Raw genomic sequence first — 17034 nt, forward strand, 5'->3', positions numbered from 1 at the left:
CCAGGCTTACATTGCTCAATGGCATCTTTTCCTGGGGGGCAATAATGCCTTCGCCCGCCCGTCACCGAAAGTGCAGAGTGGGCCGTTCCGTCGTCGCTACGGCCAATCCGCTGGCGCGATCCTCCCTTCAGGCAGGCACCAGCTGATAGTCCTGCTCCTCGAACTGCGCCATCTGCCTTTGGTACTGGGTGGCGAAGCCCGGAAACATGGTGGCGTTGAAGCCGTCCTCGGTGAGGTACCAGCTCTTGCAGCCGGAGTTCCAGTTGGTTTTGGCGAGGCGCTTTTGCAGGCGCTGGTTATGACGCTGCTGCACGTCTTCCTTCACATCCAGCATTTTCAGATTGCCGTCGAGGATGCGCAGAATGCCCTTCACCGCATAGTCGAGCTGGGACTCCATATACACCAGCGCCGAGTTATGGCCCGGGCCGGAGTTGGGGCCGAAGGTGAGGAACAGATTCGGGTAGCCGGCCACGTTAATACTCTTGTAGGCCTGGGCGCCGCCCTGCCATTCCTCGTCCAGCCGGCGGCCGTCCAGACCCTTGACCGGGAAAGGCGTGCCGCTCTTGCTGACGTCGAAGCCGGTGGCGAACACGATGCAATCCAGCTGGTGCTCGACGCCGTCCGAGGTGCGGATGCCGTTTGGCGCCAGCCGCGCGATCGGCCAGGTAATCAGTTCGGCGTTGTCTTTCTGCAGGGCCGGGTAATAGTCGTTGGAGACCAGCACCCGTTTGCAGCCGATGCGGAAGTCCGGGGTCAGCTGCCGGCGCATCCAGTCGTCTTCCACCTGGTTATGCAGGTGCGCCAGACTGAGACGCTCGGCCACGCGGGTCAGCGGCGAGTTCCAGATCACTGCCATGGCCATGGTTTCGTGGGTCCAGAACAGCGCCTGGCGCACCGCCTTTTGGCTGGCGGGTACTTTCTTGAACAACTTCTTGTGCCAGTCCGGCGTTTTGAAATCCGGACGCGGCACCACCCAGCCCGGCGTGCGCTGGAACACTTTCAACTTGCCCACGGTTTTTACCAGCTCCGGAACAATTTGAATGCCGCTGGCGCCGGTACCGATCACCGCCACGCGCTTTCCGGTGAAGTCGTAGTCGTGGTCCCAGCGCGCGCTGTGAATCTTCTTGCCCTCGAACTCCTCCAGGCCTTCGATGTTCGGAAAGCTGGCGTTGGACAACGGCCCCTGGGCCATCACCGCGGTGCGGCCGCGCACCACCTCGCCTTTTTCCAGCGTGGCTTCCCACAGGCCGGCTTTCTCCTGGAACGACAGATCGGTGACGTTGCAGTTGAAGCGAATGTGTTTTTCCAGATCGAATTCGTCCACCAGATAGTGGATGTAATCGAGAATCTCGTTGCTGCCGGAGAAGCTGCGCGACCACTCCGGGTTGGGCGCGAACGAATAGGAGTACAGATTGGAGGGAATGTCGCAGGCGGCGCCCGGGTAGGTGTTGTCCCGCCAGGTGCCGCCGACGCGGTCGCCCCGTTCCAGAATCACGAAATCATTGACCCCCGCCTGCTTCAGCCGGATCGCCATGCCCAGCCCGGCAAAGCCGGCGCCCACGATCACCACCGAGGCCGGCTTCGCCTGGCGCTTGGCGGCGGCTTTTTTGGGCGCCGCTTTTTTCACGGTGGCCTTTTTAGCCGGGGCTTTTCTGGCGGCGGCTTTCTTGGCCGTCGCCTTTTTAGCTGTCGCCTTCTTCGCGGTGGCCTTCTTCGCCGCCGCTTTCTTGCGCGGCGCTTTGGCGGCGGCGTTCTTAGCGGCGCCGTTGTTAGCCGCGTTGTCTTGCGCCTTCACTTCAGGCTGGTCCGCCACACGGCTTTCGTTGCTGTTGGGGGTGTCGTCATTCATAGGAATTCACTGGCTGAAAGATCGGATTGAAAGGGTCATCGCTTGGCAAGCGGATGTAGGAACAGGCTTTGTGGGAGCGGGCCCTGTGGGAGCGGGCCTTGCCCGCGAAAGGGAGCGAAGCTCCCGGCGGGATCCCAGAGACTTTCCTAACGGCAGCACAAACAGCCTCTCTGGAATCCTGCGGGGCAACCTTTGCCGGCCGGCGTTGCCGGCCTTTCGCTTGCAAGCAAGCTCGCACAATCTTGCTGCCGTAGTACCGGGAAATTCCGGGCCGTTACGCTGTTGGTTTGTAGGTAATGCCCTTCACCCAGGTCGGCACGCGGGACGGCATCACCCATTCCGGCACGCGGTCGGTGAGCTTGACCATGGCGTCCACCGGCGCGTGGTACATGCGGTTGCGGCGGTTCACCACCATCCGGCCGTGGCGGCTGATGATCTGGTACCAGGGGTTGTTGCGCCCTTCCTGGGTGCGGCCGCCGATGCGCTCGAACTTTCTCATCGCCGCGTAGAGGCGCTCTTCGCCGAGGCCCATCTCGATGATGTTGTCGCGCATGCGGTTGAGCAGCGGCACATAGGAGGCGACGCCAAGAATCAAACGCGGGTCGGCGATGGTGCCCAGCGCTTTCAGGGTCTTCAGGTAGAGCGGACCGTGGCCCTGCATTTCCAGCACGTGGAATCCCACGCCCAGGTGGCGGGATTCGTCGTCGTTGATCTTGGCGAACGCCTGGTGGCACACCGGGTCGTCCACGGTTTCCAGCAGGAAGGTGCAGAGCGCGCCGTCCAGGGCGATCTCCAGCATCGGAATCACCGAGCCCAGCACTTCCAGGGGCATGTCGTCGCTGTAGCGGTCCAGCCACTGGATCACCAGCTTCAGGTTCTTGTTGGGCTCGGGAATGTTGTCGCCGTCGAGCATGCCCCAGCGCTTCATCAGCGCCATTTCCGCGTTGGCGTGGCGCTGCTCCTCGGCGTGGAAGTAGGTGTAGATTTCCTTGAGCGTGTCGTTGGGCGCTTTCTTGGCCATGGCCGCGAACCCGCGCGCGCCGACGTGCTCGATCCACATCAGATCGGCCATGAAGGCTTTCAGCTTGGGCCACTGCTCGGCGGTGATCCTGTCGGCGCCGGGAGCGTCCCAGTCGATGTCCGCCAGGGCCCACTGGCTGGCTTTGACTTTGGCGAGCATTTTTTCGAGATCGATGGAAGCCATGCGTGTCTCCTTCCGGTACGGAACGGGGTTCAGGGTTTGGCCAGCGTGAAGCGGCTCAGCAGGCCGGCTCCGCGCGCGTAGGTGGCGGGCAGATAGCGTTTGGCGCGCCAGATCAGGCGGGCGTCCACCTGCGGCAGCACATAAAGACGGCCCTTATCCAGGGCTTTCAGGGTGGTCGCGGCGACGCCCTCGGCGGACACGCCGGTGAGCGACACCCATTTGTTCATCAGCGGCGTCACCGAATCGTCGATGCGGCCGTCGCGGAAAATATTGGTCTTCACCACCGTGGGGCACAGCGCCGTGACGGTGATGCCGGCGCCGGCGGTTTCCGCCGCCAGCGTTTCGGACAGCGCCAGCACCGCCGCCTTGCTGGCGTTGTAGGGGCCCATGCTGGGCGCGGCGGCGAAGCTGGCGGTGGAGCACACATTGATGATGCCGCCGCCACCGCCGGCGCGCAGGCGCGGGGTGAACACGTGGCAGCCGTGCACCACGCCCCACATATTGACGCCCATCACCCAGTGCCAGTCGTCCATGGAGATCTCGCCCACCGGCTTGCCGCCGGCGCCGACGCCGGCGTTATTGATCACCAGGGTGGGCTCTTCGCCGAACCATTCCCGGGCCTGGTCCGCCAGGGCTTCCACCTGTTCCAGCACGGATACGTCGCAGGGCACGGCCAGGGCGTGGCCGCCCTGCTCCTGGATCGCCTCGGCGGTGGCCGTGGCGGTGGCCGGGTTAAGGTCGCTGCACACCACCCGGCCGCCGCGGCGCGCCAGCTCCAGCGCGAACGCCCGGCCGATGCCGCTGCCGGCGCCGGTAACCACGGCGCGGCTGCCTTTGGAGAGCTTGTTACTGGTAAACACTTTGCTGCTGAGCATCAGGGCGAACCTCGCCGAATTGACCGTGACATTGATTAATGGCAACTTAGTCCGACTAATTGTTCGGATTCAACTCGGATATGCCTCGTAAACCCCAGCAGCCGCGCGCCCACGCCACCGTCGGCGCCATCGTCGAAGCCGGCTTTATCTCGCTCGCCCGCAACGGCGTGGAAAACACCACCACCCGGCATATCGCCGATATCGCCGGGGTCAGCGTGGGGTCGCTCTATGAGTATTTCGCCAACAAGGAAGAAGTGTTCGATGCCATGCACGAGCACATGGTCCGGGAGGTGGTGGGCATGGTGCGGCCGCTGATCCCCACGCTGGTGCGCATGGACATCCGCGAGCTGGTGGCGGAGCTGCTCTATCGGTTCCGTGACTTACTGGAGCGCGACGACGGCCGTTACCTGCGCTATATGAGCTACGCCGCCTACTTCGCGCCGCGCGATCAGATCGAGCCGATCAACCGGCTGCTGATGGATTTGCTGATGAAGTACGTGATGCACCATCCGCAGCTGGTGCGGCTGGGCAACCTGCCGGCGATGGGCTTCATTATGATCAACGGTGGGGTGTTCACGGTGATTCGCTATCTCACCGAGCCCAACCCCACCGTCACCTTCGACGACCTGGTGCGCGGCCTGGGGGACATGGTCGCGCACTTCGTGGACGGCGAGCTGCAACGGGCGGGCGGCACCGACTGAGCGGTTATTTCAGCAGGTCGGTATGCAGGTTGGGGGCGTCGCGGTCCACCCGCTGCCAGGTCTGGCTGCGGCCCAGCAGGCTGATGCCCAGATAACCGCGCGCTTCCAGGGTGTTCTCGTCGGTCAGGGTGGCGCGGGCGCTGTAGGTTTTGCCGTTGTCCGGGGAATAGATGCTGCCGTCTTCCCACTCGTTGTCGCCGGCGTACTCCAGCCCCTTGAGCACGGTCACGCCGAGCAACCGGCGGCCGCGCAGCTTCTCGTCCGGGTTCTCGGTGTCGTAGCGGGCTTCGCCGCTGCGCGAGCCCACCACGGTGCCCACCCAGGCGTCGCCCTCTTTATGAATCTGCACATAGCCGCCGGTATCGGTTTCCCAGATACCTTCAATGGCGTTTTCGTCGCCGGCGGCCCAGGCGATGGCGCCGAAAGCCAGCAAGGCGGTAATCAGGATGGCACGGATCATGGTTCAGTCCTCTACTTCAGAACGGTCTTTAGGGGCAACGGTTTTGCACTGCGCAATATTTATGAGCACATTGCGGGCAGCGCAAAAGAGTAAACAAAGTCGACCCTGTTGTCTGTCACTTTAGAGGGGTGAAACGGGGTGGGGTTCTTAAAACAAGATCAAATCGCCCCCGCGCGAACGGCGGGGGCGGAAAGCGGAACCGGCGGCGGCCCTCAGCCGAGGATTTTCGCCAGCGCCTGCTCCAGGTTTTCCACGGTGCGCTCGATGTTGTTGAGCTTGTCGAGCCCGAACAGGCCCACGCGGAAGGTCTTGAAGTCGTCCGGCTCGTCGCACATCAGCGGCACGCCGGCGGCGGTCTGCAGCCCTTCACCGATAAACTTCTTGGCGTTGTGCAGGCCGTCGTCGCCGGTGTAGCAGACCACCACGCCGGGCGCCTGGAAGCCGGTGGCCGCCACGCTCTGAATGCCATAGCGGGTGAACAGCGCCCGCACCCGGCCGCCGAGCTCTTCCTGCAGGGCCTGAACCACCGGGAAGCCCTGGGCGCGGGTCTCTTCCATGATGTCACGGAAGCGCGCCAGGCCATCGGTGGGCAGGGTGGCGTGGTAGGCGTGGCCGCCGTCCTCGTAGGCGCGCATGATGCCCAGCCAGCGCTTCAGGTCGGCGGCGAAGCTGGTGCTCTGGGTGTCGTCCAGCCGGCGCAGGGCCTCTTCGCCCAGCATCACCAGGGCGGCGCAGGGCGATGAGCTCCAGCCCTTCTGCGGCGCGCTGATCAGCACGTCCACACCGCGCGCTTTCATGTCGACCCACAGGGCGCCGGAGGCTATGCAGTCGAGCACGAACAAACCGCCCACCTCGTGCACCGCTTCGGCCACGGCTTCCAGATAGTCGTTCGGCAGCAACAGGCCGGCGGCGGTCTCCACATGGGGCGCGAACACCAGGTCCGGCTTCTCGGCGCGGATCGCCGCCACCACGTCCTCGATGGGCGCCGGCGCGAACGGTGCGGGCTCGCCCTCGCCCTCCACCTGACGCGCCTTTAGCACGGTCTCGGCGGCGGGGATCGAGCCCATCTCGAAAATCTGGCTCCAGCGGTAGCTGAACCAACCGTTGCGGATCACCAGGCATTTCTTGCCGGTGGCGAACTGACGCGCCACCGCTTCCATACCGTAGGTACCGCCGCCGGGCACCACCGCCACGGCCTCGGCGTGGTAGGCCTGTTTCAGGGTGGCGGAAATATCCCGCATCACCTGCTGAAACGCCTGGGACATATGATTCAGCGACCGGTCCGTGAACACCACGGAGTATTCGAGCAGACCGTCCGGGTCTATCTCGGGCACCAGTTGAGACACAAGCACTCTCCCGACTTCAGTTCGTTTGCGACAGGGCAATTGGTTTGCGACAGAGTAGCTGTTATAGAGGCGTGAGTCTCGGGCTGCAAGCCTCAGGCTGCAAGCTTCAAGCCTCAAGCTGCAAGCAGGCCGTGCTGGCGGAGGGGTCGTGCTGCTAACCAGGACGGCAGCAAGTTGAAAGTTGAAGGGGCCGTGCCTGCGGGGAGGCCGTGCCGTGGCGGCGATACAGGGTTCAGGATGCAGGATACAAGGGAGGGCTTAAATGAGATCCCAGGTTATTGCTTTTGCGCAAGGCTGGGATTGCGCAAGCGCAACGTGCGCGGCGCACGGCCGGCCAGCACTCTAAGACCTCGTCCGCGTTGTATCCTGTATCCTGCATCCTGAATCGCCCTTGCCCGCCGCCCCGCCTTCACCTTTCAACTTGCAACTTGCTGACGCCCGGCCAGCGGCACGGCCGTTACTCCAGCACGGCCTGCTTGCAGCTTGAGGCTTGTAGCTTGCAGCTACCACGTGTCGATCATCGGCCGGCGCTTGCCGGCGATGGGTTCGCGGCCGCCGGCGGGGGCGGCGCGCAGGCCGCGCAGCACCCAGGCGCGGGAGTCGGCCGGGTCGATGACGGTGTCGATCTCCAGGGCGGCGGCCATGCTCAGGGCCTCGCCGCGCTCGTAGAGTTTGCCCACCAGCTCGTTGAACAGCGCCTGACGCTTCTCCGGGGTCTCCTGGGCGTCCAGTTCTTTCTTGTAGGCCAGGTTCACCGCCCCTTCCAGGCCCATGCCGCCGAATTCGCCGCTCGGCCAGGAGGCGCAGAAGAACGGCGCGTGGAAGGAGCCGCCGGTCATGCCCTGGGCGCCCAGGCCGTAGCCCTTGCGGGTGACCAGGGAGAACAGCGGCACGGTGAGGCTGGCGGCGGTGACGAACATGCGGCAAGTGTGGCGCACCATGGCGGTCTCTTCTTCCTCGGGGCCGACCATGAAGCCCGGGGTGTCGCAGAAGCTGACCATGGGCACGCCGAAGGCGTCGCACAGCTGCATGAAGCGCGACGCCTTGTCGGCGCCGGCGGCGTCGATGGCGCCGCCGAGCACTTTCGGGTCGTTGGCGATCAGGCCCAGGGGCCGGCCCTCCACGCGCACGAAGGCGGTGATCATGCCGGGGGCGAAATCCGGGCGCAGCTCGACCACGGAATCGGTGTCCGCGAACACGTTAATCAGGTGGCGCATGTCGTAGGCGTGCAGGCGGTTTTCCGGCACCGCCCGGCGCAACCAGCGCTGGTCCTCGCAGGTCCAGTCGGTGATCTCGCCCTGGAAATAGCCCATCAGCTTCTTGGCCAGGGCGGCGCCCTCTTCCTCGTCCTTAACCACGCAATCGATCACGCCGTTGGCGCGCTGCACCGAGACCGGGCCCACTTCTTCCGGCTTGAAAGAGCCCAGGCCGCCGCCTTCGATCATGGCCGGGCCGGCCATGCCGATGCAGGCGTTCTCGGTGGCGATCATCAGGTCGCTGCAGCCGGCGAACACGGCGTTGCCCGCGAAGCAGCGCCCGGACACCACGGCGATGCGCGGCACCAAGCCGCTGAGGCGCGCGTACTGCAGGAAGCTGGGGCCGTCCAGGCCGGCCACCTTGGTGGCGTTGTCGGTGTCGCCGGGGCGGCCGCCGCCGCCCTCGGCGAAGAAGATCACCGGCAGTTTCTGCTGCTCGGCGATCTCCAGAATGCGGTCGGTCTTCTTGTGGTTCATGGTGCCCTGGGTGCCGGCCAGGACGGTGTAGTCGTAGGCGAGCACCGCGCAGTGGCTCCTGTCCTCGCCGAACAGGTCGCCGTTCACCGAGCCGATGCCGGTGATCAGGCCGTCGGCGGGGGTGTTCTGGATCAGGTCGTCCAGTGAGCGGCGGGCGCGCTGGGCGGCGATGGTGAAGCCGCCGTATTCGATAAAGCTGTCGGCGTCGCAGATCGCCGCCACGTTCTCCCGGGCGGTGCGCTGGCCGGTCTTGCGGCGCTTGGCCACCGCGTCCGGGCGGTGCTCATCGCGCAGCAGGGCGTCACGGCGCTGCAGTTTGGCGAGATCCGGGCGGATGTAGTCCAGGTCGATCTCTTCCGCTTCCTGGTCGGCGTCGCCGGCCACCTCTCCGGGCTCGATAAAGTAGAGGGGGTCGCCGCCGCCGACGGCGTCGCCCACCGCGAACGCCACCCGGCGCACCGTGCCGCTGACGCCGGCCACCACCTGGTGCTGCATCTTCATCGCTTCCACGAACGCCACCGGCTGACCTTCGCGGACGCTGTCGCCCTCATCGACCATCAGCTCCACCACCACGCCCTGCATCGGCGTGGTGACCGCTTCGGTGTCCGCCGGCCCCTGAACGGCCGCCCGGGTGGTGGCGGCGCCGGTGTCCTCGGCGGCGCCGAAATGCAGGGACGGGTGCTCCCCCTCGCCCACCAGTTCGGCCATGTGATCGTCGACGAAGCGGGTGTAGACGTGGTTCGCCGTCACCTCGTCACGGCGCAGCAGGTTCTGCAGAAAGCCGATGTTGGTGTCCACGCCCTCGATACGGAACTGGCACAGCGCCCGGTAGCCGCGCCGCACGGTGGTGGCGTAGTCACCGCGGCCGTGCACGATCAGCTTGGCGAGCAGGGAGTCGTAGTGGGGGCTGGTGCGGTAGCCCCGATAGCCGAAGGTGTCCACGCGCAGGCCGGGGCCGGTGGGCGGCTCGAAGGTGGCCAGGGTGCCGCCGGCGGGGCGTGCCTCGCCGCTGGCTTCCATGGTCTCCATATTAACGCGCAGCTGCATGGCGAAGCCCAGCGGCTGCGGCGGGCGGGTCAGGCCCAGGTCCGCCAGGGAGGCGCCGCCGGCCACTCTCAGTTGCGCCTGCACCAGGTCCACGCCGGTGATCTCTTCGGTGACGGTGTGCTCCACCTGCAACCGGGGGTTGGCTTCGATAAAGGCGAAGCGGCTTTCGTCCGCGTCCACCAGAAACTCGAAGGTGCCCAGGCTGCGGTAGCCGACTTTCGCCGCCAGTCGCAGGGCGGCGTCCAGCAATTGCTGGCGGGTGTCCTCGGAGAGCGTCGGGCTGGGCGCCACCTCCACCAGCTTCTGGTTGCGCCGCTGCAGGCTGCACTCGCGCTCCCACAGGTGGACCGGCGCGTCGCCGCCGTCGCCGAGCACCTGCACTTCGATATGCCGGGCCCGGTCGATAAAGCGTTCCACATAGACGGCGTCGTTACCGAAGGCGGCGCCGGCTTCCGCCTGGCAGCGCTTGAACGCCTCGGCCAGATCGTCGCCGGGGCCCACGATGCGCATGCCGCGCCCGCCGCCGCCGGCGATCGCCTTGACGATCACGGTGGCGCCGTCACCGAGGCCGTCGCGGAATGCCTCTGCCTGCTCCAGGGTGGTGTCGGCGCCGGTGCCGGGCACCACCGGCACCTGGCACTCCTCCGCCAGCACCCGGGCGCGGGCCTTGTCGCCGAGCAGGGCCAGGGTGTCCGCGTCCGGGCCGACGAAGATCAGGCCGGCGTCCGCGCAGGCGGCGGCGAAATCGCGGCTCTCGCTAAGAAAGCCGTAACCCGGATGCACCGCGTCGCAGCCCTGCTCCAGCGCCACCTTCACCAGTTGCTCGCCGTCCAGATAGGCGGCCACGCCCTGGCCGGACAGCGCCACCGCCTGGTCCGCCACCCGGGTGTGCAGGGCCCGTTCGTCATCGGCGGGGTAGACCGCCACGGTGGCGATATCCAGGTCGGCGGCGGCGCGGGCGATGCGTACGGCGACTTCGCCGCGGTTGGCAATGAGCAGCTTTTTAATGGTCATGAAGCGGGGTCCGTCTTGTTCTGGGGCGGGTACGACACGCCGAGGCGCCGTCCGGGTCAGGGGCAACATAGCCAGATACTGACTTGCACGTCAATTAGCATTGACAGTGGTTTTATTTACTTCCAGATTAATTGCCACACGCACAGGAGAGGAGCCGGCGCTTGGCCAGACCGAACAAAAAATCGCAATTGGGCCAGCCGCCGATGAAGACGCGGATCAAACAGGCGGCCCGCGATTTGTTTATTCAGCGCGGCCTGGCCGATGTCAGCTACGGCGACATCGCCGAGGTGGTGAACACCACGCGGGCCAATCTGCACTACCACTTCGGCAACAAGAACGCGCTTGTCGAGGCGGTGTTCCAGGAGATCTTCGACAGCCTGGAAGAGCAGTTCCAGGAAGTGTGGGCCAAGCCCGGCCTGACCCTGGGTCAGCGCATCGGGCTCACCGCCGAGGACTGCGAACGCCGCTTCTACGAGTTCAACAAAGACGCCAAGGGCCGCAACCCCTGGAGCCTGTCGGCGCGGGCCCGGTTCGAGAACCATCTGCTGTCGCCGCGCATTCAGGCGGGTATTTCCGAAATGTCCCGCCACTTCGAGGACTACGTGGCCCATGCGGTGACGCTGGCGATCGGCGCCGGCGAACTGCGCCCGGACACGCCGGTGCGCCAGGTGGTGATGCTGATCACCCCGCTCTGGTATTTCGGCTCCTTGCTGACGCAGCACAGCGGCCTGGACAAGCTGCTGGACCACTACAAGGCGGTCAGCGACACCATCGCCGCCGCCTACGGGACACATTAAAGTCACGCCGCTGTCATGTCGGGAAGGTACACACCCAGGGTGACCTTCCGATAATGACAAGGAGCTGACATGAAACTCTGGCTTGCCCTGGGCGCCGGCACGCTTGCCGCCGCCATGCTCGCCGGTTGCGGCGGCGACAGCGACAACGATCCCGTTCCGTCCACCGACACCCCCGCCGTAAGCGGCGTAAAACTGAATTTCATGGGCCGTTACAGCACCGGCCAGTTCGATGAGAGCGCGGCGGAAATCCCCGCCTACGACGCCGGCACCCGGCGCCTGTTCGTGGTCAACGCGCAGAAAGGCGCCCTCGACGTGCTGGGCATGAACGACCCGGCCAATCCGGCGCTGGTGGACACCCTGACCACCTCGGACATCGCCGCCAACACCGAAGTAAACAGCGTGGCGGTGCGTGACGGTCTGGTTGCGGTCGCGGTGCAGGCGCCGGTCAAGACCGACGCCGGCTATATGGCACTGTACGACGCTGAAACCCTGGAGCTGATCAGCTTTGTCGAAGTCGGCGCGCTGCCCGACATGGTCGCGTTCACCGCCGACGGTCAGTACGTGCTGACCGCCAACGAAGGCGAGCCCAGCGACGACTACAGCGTGGATCCGGAAGGCTCGGTGAGCGTGGTGGACATCAGCGACCCGCGGAACCCGGTGGTCGCCACCGCCGATTTCACCGCCCTCAACGGCCAGGAAGACGAACTGCGCGACCAGGGTGTACGAATCTACGGGCCCGGCGCCAGCGCCGCCCAGGACCTGGAGCCGGAATACATCGCCTTGGACGCCGATGGTACGACAGCGTGGGTCGTCCTACAGGAAAACAACGCGCTCGCCAAAGTGGACATAGCCAGCGCCACGGTGACCGAACCTCTCCTACCACTCGGCACCAAAGACATCAGCCAGGACGGCAACGCCATCGACGCCAGCGATGACGACGGCGTGATCAACATCCGCACCTTCGACGGCGTGGTCGGTCTTTACTTGCCGGACGCCATCCACGCCTACAGCGCCGGCGGCGACACCTATCTGGTCACCGCCAACGAGGGCGACGCTCGCGCCTGGGGCGAGGACAACGATGCCTACTGGGGTACCGAAGGCGCGGGTTGCGCCGGCGATGCCAGCCAGGGTTTCGTGGAAGAGTTCCGGGTCAAGCACCTGGTGCACGCCGACGGCTTCGACCGCCGCTGCGGCGACGACCTGCCGCCTCAGCTGCGCGCCCTGGGCGCCGGCGGCCTGCTCAACCCCACCACCTTCGGCTACTGCGGCGCGGTGGACGGCGATCCGGGCGACTGCCGCGAGGACGACGTGTTGGGCCGCCTGAACATCACCTGGACGGAAGGCTACCGCACCGACAGCAACGGCGACCCGGTGATGTTCACCGCCGCCGGCGTGGAAGACCCGGCCGGTGACCGCATCATGTACGACACCCTGTACGCCTACGGCGGCCGCTCGTTCGCGATCTGGGATGCCGAAGGCGCCCTGGTGTGGGATTCCGGCGACGCCATCGAGCAGTTCACTGCCAGCGATGAGTGCATGGCCGGCGCGCAGCGCAACATTCCCTGCGCCGACTACTTCAACAGCGGCCACGACGAGGGCAGCGCCTTCGACAGCCGCAGCGACGCCAAGGGCCCGGAGCCGGAAGGCCTGACCATCGGCACCCTGGGCGGCAAGACCTTCCTGTTCCTGGGCCTGGAGCGCATGGGCGGCATTCTGGTCTACGACATCACCGACCCGACCGCGCCGGTGATGCAGGACTACCTGAACAGCCGCGAGGACTGGGTCACCGAGGACACCGAATCGGTGCTGGCCAGCGCCGGCGACCTGGGCCCGGAAGGCCTGGTGTTCATCCCCGCCTCCGACTCCCCCAACGACAAAGCGCTGCTGGTGGTGGGCTACGAAGTGAGCGGCACTACCGCCGTCTACGAAGTGGAAGCGCTGCGCGACTGACCCTTCCCAACACGCCACCCCGAACGCCCGACGTGCCACGGCACGCCGGGCGTTCTTCGTTTCCGGGCCCGGAAAACTGGACCCGGCGGCCCAGCCACGGCAGTCTTGCGGGTAAACACGCCTTCACGCGGCCGCCAAGGCGCGGACGTTAGCCTTCCGCTTCCTTGAAAGGCGCGGTCCGCTCTACGGCCAACGGTCATACAGGTTACACTTTACGGGCCCGAAGGCGGCGCCCCCGGGGGAAACGCTTGCATGGCGCGCCGATTAAGGTCAACCTTTATGACCTGTTACTCAAAATCAAGACTGGTGGTGAACCCATATGGTTGAAGACGCTTCGCTGGACCGGCTGAACAAGTACCTGGAAACCCTGCATTTCGCCTTCCGGGGGCTGGTGGCCGAACCCGACAGCATATTGAAAAGCCAGGGGCTGTCTCGTATCCACCACCGGTTGCTGTTTTTTATCGGCCGCAACCCGGGGCTCAGCGTCAACGAACTGGTGGAGAGCATGCGCCTGACCAAGCAGGCGATCCATAAGCCGCTCAAATCCCTGGTCGAGAAAGACCTGGTCGAAGTGACCCGGGACGCCTCGGACAAGAGGGTGAAACGGCTGGCGCTGACCTCCCAGGGCGTGGCACTGGAATCGCGCCTTACCGGCATCCAGCGGGAGCTGCTCACCCACGCCTTCGATGAGGTGGGCGAAGAAGGCGCCGAGGCCTGGTTCCGGGTAATGGAGACCATGGCCCGACGCCTCGGCGTCTGACGCCGACGGAGTCACCGAATCAGGCGGTCTGGCGCTGTTCCTGCTGGTCCGCGTCGAGTTTGTTCTTGTACAGCGAGCGCTTGGGCTTGGCCATCACCCGGCGCAGCATCGGCTCGAAGAACGACAGCGGCAGGGTCTCCTGCTCCGGGTCGAAAGCGGCGGCATCGTACTTGGCGCAGAACTCCACGGTGCGGTCGAAACACGGGTGGTCACGGTATTTCTCGCGCAGCTCCGGGTCCAGGCCCAGGTGCTCGAAGAAGTAGTAGCCCTGGAAGATGGCGTGGTGTTTCACCATCCAGTGGTTTTCCTCGCTGACGAACGGCTCCAGCAGGGCGGCGCCCACGTCGGCGTGATTGTAGGGGCCCAGGGTGTCGCCGATGTCGTGCAGCAGGGCGCACACCACGTACTCCTCGTCCTGGCCGTCGCGGTGCGCCAGGGTGGCGGTCTGCAGGCAGTGGGTGAGGCGGTCCACCGGGAAGCCGCCGCAATCGCCTTCCAGCAGCTGCAGGTGGGTGATGACGCGATCGGGCAGTTCCTTGGCGAAACCGCCGAAGGCCTGGCCGATGATCTTCCAATCCTCGGCGGTGCCCTCTTCCATATGCTTGAACTGAGCGCGCGGCTCGTCGTGATGACCGTCCATACTTCTCTCCTCGGCTGGGGCTTGAACGCCCTGGCGTTTATTGGATGTATGATGGGGAGTCTAGGCCGCGCGCCGGACTGAGACTGTCAACGGTTTGACAGTTGGCGCGCGAGGCGGTGTTACGGGGTGTCCGGGCGATGGTCGATCACGTTCTCGAAGTACTGAAAAGCTGCTCGCTGCTGTCCGGGCTGCCCGAGGCGGCGCTGCGCGAGGTGGCGCCGCTGGCCCGGGTGCGCCCATTCCGCGCCAACGAGGTGCTCTACCAGTGCGGCGAGGTGCAGTCGGCGCTGTCGGTGGTGGGCGCCGGCAATGTGCGCATCGGCTCCACCAACGCCGAGGGCCGGGAAATCATGCTCACTCTGTTCGAGCCCGGCGCCTGGTTCGGCGACACGGTGTTTTCGCCGGGCATGCCGCGGGTGTTCGGCGCCACCGCCCACACCGACGGCGAGCTGGTGGAGGTGCCCGGCCAGGACTACCGCGCCCTGCTGGCGCGCTATCCGGAGGCCTACCCGCGCACCCTGGACATGCTCAGCCGGCGCCTGTGGTCGGCGATCTCCATCATCGAGGACAACGCCCTGCGCGACATGCCCGGGCGGGTGGGCCGGCGGCTGCTGTTCCTGGCGCACATGCACGACCCCCAGCGCGGCCCCGGCCCGGTGACCTTCAAACTGACCCGCGAGCACATCGCCAACATGATGGGCATGACCCGCCAGGGCGTGCACGGCGTGCTCAAGGCCCTGGAGCAGCGCGGGCTGATCCGGTTCAGCTACGGGCGCATCACGGTGCCGGACCCGGACGCCCTGAAGGCTTACCTGGACGAACGTGCCGGGTAGTAACTATTACCTACATGATGGCACTTTGGCATTAGCTTTGTGACGCAATTAAAGGAATTCCTACTATTGGTCGATAACACTCGGTAACAGACACAAACATACGGAAATATTCCGACCGTACCGAGTGAAAACGATGCCTAGCCTGATCAATGACCTGCCCCTGGCGTTCACCCTGCCCGATTACAATCTCTGGGAAATGCTGGCGATTCCGCTGGGTGCGCTGGTGATGGTGGCGGCGGTTCTCTGGACCGGTCGGATTCGCCAGCGCCTGCTGGTCAATGTGCTGGCGCTGGGCATCATGATGCCGCTGGTGCATCTGTGCATGATCACCGCCGGCGCCCACCTGCTCAGCCAGCGCCTGCAACTGGTGCTGCTGGACGTGATGCCGACCTGGCTGACCTGATCCTCAGGCCAGCGCGGGCTCGATAAAGCGCCAATCTTCCGCGGACTGCCCCAGCACCAGAAAGTGCGGGTTCAGCACATCCGGCTTGTTATAGGCCAAGGGCTCAAAGTGAGTGTTCACTACCACCCCGCCGGCGGCGTTGACCACCGCGTGGGCGGCGGCGGTGTCCCACTCGCAGGTGGGCGCCAGGCGCGGGTAGATGTCCGCCGCGCCTTCCGCCACCAGACACAGCTTCAGCGATGAGCCCATGGAGGTTTTCTCCACCGGGCCCAGCTGCCCCTCGATCAGGCGCTCCAGCGCCGCCACCTGCTCGGCGCCGTGGCGGCGGCTGGCCACCATCACGATCGGCGCGTGCCGCTCCCGACAACGGATCGGCGAGCGCTGGCCGCCCTCTTCCTTGAACGCCCCCAGGCCGCGGCCGCCGGAGTAGGTGATCGCGGTGACCGGCACGTGCACCACGCCCAGCACCGGCACGCCGTCTTCCACCAGGGCGATGTTGACGGTGAACTCGCCGTTGCGCTTGATGAATTCCTTGGTGCCGTCGAGCGGGTCCACCAGCCAGAAACGGGGCCAGTCCTTGCGGTCTTCATAGGCGATGCCGCCGGATTCCTCGGAGAACACCGGAATCTCCGGGGTCAGGGCCTGCAGGCGCGCCTCGATCAGGTTGTGGGCGGCGCGGTCGGCCTCGGTGATCGGGCTGTTGTCGTCCTTGTGGTCCACGTCCACGTCGCCGCGATTGTAGATTTCAAGGATGGCGGCGCCGGCGTCCACGGCGATGGCGGATACCGGGCCCAGCAGGGCGTTCAAATCGTTCATTCAGCGGTCCATCAAACGTTGGGTCATCAACAGGGCGGCGATCACGCGGGCTTCGGTCATATCCTCGCGCTGCAACAGCTCATCCAGCCGTGACAGTTTCCAGGGAATCACTTCCAGGGGTTCGGGTTCGTCGCCGGGCAGGCGCTCTTCGTAGAGGTCCTCGGCCAGGGCGACGGTTATATGGTGGCCCATATAGCCCGGGGACAGGGTCATGCGCTTGAGCAGGGTGAGCTTGCCGGCGCCGTAGCCGGCCTCTTCCTTGAGTTCACGGTTGGCGGCGTCCCGCCAGTCCTCGCCGTGTTCGTAGGCGCCCTTGGGCAGGGTGATCTGATACTCGTCGACGCCGGCGCCGTACTCGCGGATCAGCACCACGGTGTCGCGGTCGAGCATCGGCACGCACATGACGCCGGCGATCGGCGGGGTGCGCAGGCGTTCGTAGGTGCGTTCCACGCCGTTGCTGAAACGCAGGTGCATCTCCTCGATGCCGAACAGGCGGCTTTTCGCCACCAGGCGGGTATCGAGAATTTCCGGTTTGCGGTTGCCTTCGCGGGTCATGGCCACTCCTTTGCGACGGCGTTAAGCCTAACCGCAAAGGAAGTGGAACCC

At 65.6% G+C, this 17034-nt stretch carries 15 protein-coding genes; 6 read left to right on the top strand and 9 right to left on the bottom strand.

Translation table 11 applies throughout. From position 1 onward, the window contains the following. Positions 1-127 precede the first annotated feature (127 nt). The 3 genes from ISO4_RS03305 to ISO4_RS03315 all read right to left on the bottom strand — a co-directional run bounded on the left by ISO4_RS03305 (position 128) and on the right by ISO4_RS03315 (position 3928). Positions 128-1849 carry a flavin-containing monooxygenase gene (locus ISO4_RS03305; RefSeq protein WP_194855146.1) on the bottom strand — a complete coding sequence of 574 codons (1722 nt, stop codon included), beginning with the start codon at positions 1847-1849 and terminating at the stop codon, positions 128-130. A gap of 274 nt (positions 1850-2123) precedes the next feature. Then, complete coding sequence (locus ISO4_RS03310) at positions 2124-3053, bottom strand: ferritin family protein (protein WP_142949822.1); 930 nt, start codon at positions 3051-3053, stop codon at positions 2124-2126. Between the two features lie 29 nt (positions 3054-3082). Then, positions 3083-3928 carry an SDR family NAD(P)-dependent oxidoreductase gene (locus ISO4_RS03315; RefSeq protein ID WP_142949821.1) on the bottom strand — a complete coding sequence of 282 codons (846 nt, stop codon included), beginning with the start codon at positions 3926-3928 and terminating at the stop codon, positions 3083-3085. A gap of 80 nt (positions 3929-4008) precedes the next feature. On the opposite strand from ISO4_RS03315, the gene ISO4_RS03320 reads away from it, so the two are divergent. Further along, positions 4009-4629, top strand: coding sequence for a TetR/AcrR family transcriptional regulator (locus tag ISO4_RS03320; protein WP_194855147.1), 621 nt, complete (start codon positions 4009-4011; stop codon positions 4627-4629). Positions 4630-4633: 4 nt separating this feature from the next. On the opposite strand, the gene ISO4_RS03325 is transcribed toward ISO4_RS03320, so the two are convergent. The 3 genes from ISO4_RS03325 to ISO4_RS03335 all read right to left on the bottom strand — a co-directional run bounded on the left by ISO4_RS03325 (position 4634) and on the right by ISO4_RS03335 (position 10229). Continuing rightward, positions 4634-5089 carry a DUF2147 domain-containing protein gene (locus ISO4_RS03325; RefSeq protein WP_194855148.1) on the bottom strand — a complete coding sequence of 152 codons (456 nt, stop codon included), beginning with the start codon at positions 5087-5089 and terminating at the stop codon, positions 4634-4636. A 212-nt stretch (positions 5090-5301) separates the two neighbouring features. Next, the gene (locus tag ISO4_RS03330) at positions 5302-6435 is read right to left on the bottom strand and encodes an aminotransferase class V-fold PLP-dependent enzyme (RefSeq protein ID WP_194855149.1); all 1134 of its coding nucleotides are present in this window, start codon (positions 6433-6435) and stop codon (positions 5302-5304) included. A gap of 503 nt (positions 6436-6938) precedes the next feature. Continuing rightward, positions 6939-10229 (bottom strand): carboxyl transferase domain-containing protein, encoded by a 3291-nt coding sequence (locus ISO4_RS03335; protein ID WP_194855150.1) that lies wholly within the window; start codon positions 10227-10229, stop codon positions 6939-6941. A gap of 161 nt (positions 10230-10390) precedes the next feature. Here ISO4_RS03335 and ISO4_RS03340 point away from each other — a divergent pair, with 161 nt between their 5' ends. The 3 genes from ISO4_RS03340 (at position 10391) to ISO4_RS03350 (ending at position 13736) form a co-directional block, all read left to right on the top strand. Then, complete coding sequence (locus ISO4_RS03340) at positions 10391-11026, top strand: TetR/AcrR family transcriptional regulator (protein WP_194855151.1); 636 nt, start codon at positions 10391-10393, stop codon at positions 11024-11026. A 69-nt stretch (positions 11027-11095) separates the two neighbouring features. Continuing rightward, a complete protein-coding gene (locus ISO4_RS03345) occupies positions 11096-12976 on the top strand; it encodes a choice-of-anchor I family protein (protein WP_194855152.1) in 1881 nt (626 codons plus the stop codon). 319 nt (positions 12977-13295) lie between these two features. Next, a complete protein-coding gene (locus ISO4_RS03350; protein WP_194855153.1) occupies positions 13296-13736 on the top strand; it encodes a MarR family winged helix-turn-helix transcriptional regulator in 441 nt (146 codons plus the stop codon). Between the two features lie 19 nt (positions 13737-13755). Here the strand turns inward: ISO4_RS03350 and ISO4_RS03355 are convergent, their stop codons facing one another. After that, complete coding sequence (locus ISO4_RS03355; protein ID WP_067607322.1) at positions 13756-14376, bottom strand: HD domain-containing protein; 621 nt, start codon at positions 14374-14376, stop codon at positions 13756-13758. Between the two features lie 137 nt (positions 14377-14513). Here ISO4_RS03355 and ISO4_RS03360 point away from each other — a divergent pair, with 137 nt between their 5' ends. Both ISO4_RS03360 and ISO4_RS03365 read left to right on the top strand, forming a co-directional pair. Then, positions 14514-15209: a Crp/Fnr family transcriptional regulator gene (locus ISO4_RS03360; RefSeq protein ID WP_194855154.1), complete on the top strand. Its 696-nt coding sequence runs from the start codon at positions 14514-14516 to the stop codon at positions 15207-15209. 133 nt (positions 15210-15342) lie between these two features. Next, positions 15343-15612 (top strand): hypothetical protein, encoded by a 270-nt coding sequence (locus tag ISO4_RS03365; protein ID WP_142949812.1) that lies wholly within the window; start codon positions 15343-15345, stop codon positions 15610-15612. Between the two features lie 3 nt (positions 15613-15615). Here the strand turns inward: ISO4_RS03365 and cysQ are convergent, their stop codons facing one another. Together cysQ and nudE are read right to left on the bottom strand one after the other, a co-directional pair. Further along, positions 15616-16428, bottom strand: coding sequence for a 3'(2'),5'-bisphosphate nucleotidase CysQ (gene cysQ / locus ISO4_RS03370; protein ID WP_194855155.1), 813 nt, complete (start codon positions 16426-16428; stop codon positions 15616-15618). Then, positions 16429-16983: an ADP compounds hydrolase NudE gene (gene nudE / locus ISO4_RS03375; RefSeq protein ID WP_194855156.1), complete on the bottom strand. Its 555-nt coding sequence runs from the start codon at positions 16981-16983 to the stop codon at positions 16429-16431. It lies immediately after the preceding gene. Positions 16984-17034 lie beyond the last annotated feature (51 nt).

The organism is Alloalcanivorax venustensis ISO4 (assembly GCF_015356855.1).
Classification (GTDB): Bacteria; Pseudomonadota; Gammaproteobacteria; order Pseudomonadales; family Alcanivoracaceae; genus Alloalcanivorax; species Alloalcanivorax venustensis.

Bases quoted from the DNA above. Each gene is read 5' to 3' on its own strand.
- ISO4_RS03325 (WP_194855148.1), bottom strand. From the start codon at position 5,089: ATGATCCGTGCCATCCTGATTACCGCCTTGCTGGCTTTCGGCGCCATC.
- ISO4_RS03335 (WP_194855150.1), bottom strand. From the start codon at position 10,229: ATGACCATTAAAAAGCTGCTCATTGCCAACCGCGGCGAAGTCGCCGTA.
- ISO4_RS03310 (WP_142949822.1), bottom strand. From the start codon at position 3,053: ATGGCTTCCATCGATCTCGAAAAAATGCTCGCCAAAGTCAAAGCCAGC.
- cysQ (WP_194855155.1), bottom strand. From the start codon at position 16,428: ATGAACGATTTGAACGCCCTGCTGGGCCCGGTATCCGCCATCGCCGTG.
- ISO4_RS03365 (WP_142949812.1), top strand. From the start codon at position 15,343: ATGCCTAGCCTGATCAATGACCTGCCCCTGGCGTTCACCCTGCCCGAT.
- ISO4_RS03315 (WP_142949821.1), bottom strand. From the start codon at position 3,928: ATGCTCAGCAGCAAAGTGTTTACCAGTAACAAGCTCTCCAAAGGCAGC.
- nudE (WP_194855156.1), bottom strand. From the start codon at position 16,983: ATGACCCGCGAAGGCAACCGCAAACCGGAAATTCTCGATACCCGCCTG.
- ISO4_RS03355 (WP_067607322.1), bottom strand. From the start codon at position 14,376: ATGGACGGTCATCACGACGAGCCGCGCGCTCAGTTCAAGCATATGGAA.
- ISO4_RS03305 (WP_194855146.1), bottom strand. From the start codon at position 1,849: ATGAATGACGACACCCCCAACAGCAACGAAAGCCGTGTGGCGGACCAG.
- ISO4_RS03360 (WP_194855154.1), top strand. From the start codon at position 14,514: ATGGTCGATCACGTTCTCGAAGTACTGAAAAGCTGCTCGCTGCTGTCC.
- ISO4_RS03345 (WP_194855152.1), top strand. From the start codon at position 11,096: ATGAAACTCTGGCTTGCCCTGGGCGCCGGCACGCTTGCCGCCGCCATG.
- ISO4_RS03320 (WP_194855147.1), top strand. From the start codon at position 4,009: ATGCCTCGTAAACCCCAGCAGCCGCGCGCCCACGCCACCGTCGGCGCC.
- ISO4_RS03350 (WP_194855153.1), top strand. From the start codon at position 13,296: ATGGTTGAAGACGCTTCGCTGGACCGGCTGAACAAGTACCTGGAAACC.